The sequence below is a fragment of the Staphylococcus sp. 231237_7MaSpsaltlick genome, from assembly GCF_043107035.1.
Genome location: NZ_JBICNX010000098.1, coordinates 1 through 1,926, shown reverse-complemented (window position 1 = coordinate 1,926; position 1,926 = coordinate 1). Strand labels below are relative to the sequence as shown.

The 1,926-nt window shown below is 29.3% G+C and carries 4 protein-coding genes; 1 reads left to right on the top strand and 3 read right to left on the bottom strand.

Going from position 1 to position 1,926, the window contains the following annotated elements; translation table 11 throughout:
• The coding region (locus ACF91D_RS30040) for a GNAT family protein (protein WP_483883393.1) at positions 1-221 on the top strand (221 nt) is incomplete at its 5' end.
• Positions 222-487: 266 nt separating this feature from the next.
• On the opposite strand, the gene ACF91D_RS30035 is transcribed toward ACF91D_RS30040, so the two are convergent.
• The 3 genes from ACF91D_RS30035 to ACF91D_RS30025 all read right to left on the bottom strand — a co-directional run.
• On the bottom strand, positions 488-934 hold the full coding sequence (locus ACF91D_RS30035) for a GNAT family N-acetyltransferase (RefSeq protein ID WP_000199401.1): 447 nt from the start codon (positions 932-934) through the stop codon (positions 488-490).
• A gap of 11 nt (positions 935-945) precedes the next feature.
• Complete coding sequence (locus tag ACF91D_RS30030) at positions 946-1,365, bottom strand: fosfomycin resistance bacillithiol transferase FosD (protein ID WP_000616116.1); 420 nt, start codon at positions 1,363-1,365, stop codon at positions 946-948.
• 285 nt (positions 1,366-1,650) lie between these two features.
• On the bottom strand, positions 1,651-1,926 hold a 276-nt coding region (locus tag ACF91D_RS30025), incomplete at its 5' end, for a recombinase family protein (protein ID WP_392438383.1).

Below are 1,926 nucleotides of genomic sequence, written 5' to 3'. Positions count from 1 at the left end.
ACCCCAAAGCAACAGGAAAGGGCTATGAAATTGAAGCTATTATGAAAATTATAAATTGGTTACATTATGAAATAGACAATACTTTACCTTTTGTAATAAGAACTGATAAAGATAACTCAGCTTCTATAAATTTAGCTCACAGATTAGAGTTTAAAAGAGATGTTAATTTTGATAATTTTACAGATGAAGGAGACGTCTTCTTTTTTAAAAATCTAACTTAATAACTAAAATACAATAACTCATACCAAATTTTAAAACGTTAGTTTATAAATTACACTTTCTCAATTGATTAAGAAAGTGTAATTATGTATGTTTAAGGTCTATCCTAAGCGAACAATAAAAAATCCTTTGTAAAATCCAGTTTGTTACTTTACTCGATATATGAGAATAATTTTACCCAATAAATGAGAAAGCGCAGTATACTCACTATATAAGTACTGCGCTTTAAGATTGGCTAATAAGCTATTATTGCTAATATGAAATTTCATTAGTTGATACTTTTTGAAAACCCATAAGATTTACTTTCAAACCCATTAGCTTTATAAAACTTATGTGCATTTTCTCTTTCTGTTCTAATTCCACTATTCAATGTAATTACTTTACAGTTTAACTTGTCAGCTAACTTTTCAGATTCCTTTAACAATAATGAACCGAATCCATTTCCTCTAAAATTTGAATTGACAACGAAAGACAATATACGCATATAATTCCCATCATTTTCATAGAACATCATTCTGCACATGCCACTAAAGCCTATAATTATCTCGTCTTCAATCAGTAGTAGTATATAATAGTCTTTGTGATTATTAATCTTACTTAATCGATGAATAAGTTCTTTACTCGTTGTTGGATATCCTAACTCATAATATAGTTGTAGTAACTTATTGATTTGGTTAAAGTCTTTTTCTTCAAACAATCTTGTATATCTTGTCATAGAGCACCTACTTATTTGTAAAATACCATATGCGGTTTTGTTTCTTTATAATAATTCAATCTATTTTCTAGTGTGCCAGTATGTAACTCTAACTTGTGTCCGTCAGGATCAGTAAAATAAATTGATTGCTTATCTCTTACATCTCTAGTACGCCCTTCTAATATATTCACGTCATTTTCCTTGAACCATTGATACCAATCATTAAATTCACTTTCATCTATAGTAAACGCTACATGTGTGTACGAATATTGAACTTCATTTCGAGGAATGTCTTTTTCTTCGTTTAACGCAACCCATAAGCCACCAATATTGAAATATGCAGTTGTTTTTCCACTTACTAATAATTCGCCACATAAAATATTTTTATAAAAGCGTATCGAATTTTTTAAATCACTAACGGAATAACATATATGATTGATAGATTGTATCATTTTGGGCCTCCTATATCTTAGTATATTGAGATAGTTGCTTTTTGGATGCTACGACTTGATTTAACTCTTATTATATATTTTATCATGTCTAGTATTAATTGTTTTAATATTTCATTTGAAGAGAGTGTGCAGAAAATAACTGTTTTCTGTACACTCTTTCTTCATAATCCAAAATCTATGAATATCAGTATATAATATGTTCAAAAACTCAACATAAAATCAATGTTCATAAAATGATTTAGATACACCTATAAGAGCCTTAAGTAATATATTTTTTCATAGAGTTTAATCTTTAAGCATCCTATATACTGTAGAACGACTTACACCTGTTTGTTTAGCAATCTCTTCTCCAGTAAGTTTTTGCTCATCATATAAGAATTTAATCTCTCTTTTTTTATGATCAGGTAATGATGGTCTTCCACCTTTTCTCCCTCTAGCTCTTGCTGCTTCTAATCCTTTTTTCGTCCGTTCACTTAATAAGTTAGCTTCAAGTTCAGCAAATGCACTCATCATAGTAAAGAACATCTTGCCCATCGCATCTTTGGTTGATACGTTCGTATC

Coding starts and splice junctions, on each gene's coding strand:
- ACF91D_RS30035 (WP_000199401.1), bottom strand. CDS start 934: ATGACAAGATATACAAGATTGTTTGAAGAAAAAGACTTTAACCAAATC.
- ACF91D_RS30030 (WP_000616116.1), bottom strand. CDS start 1,365: ATGATACAATCTATCAATCATATATGTTATTCCGTTAGTGATTTAAAA.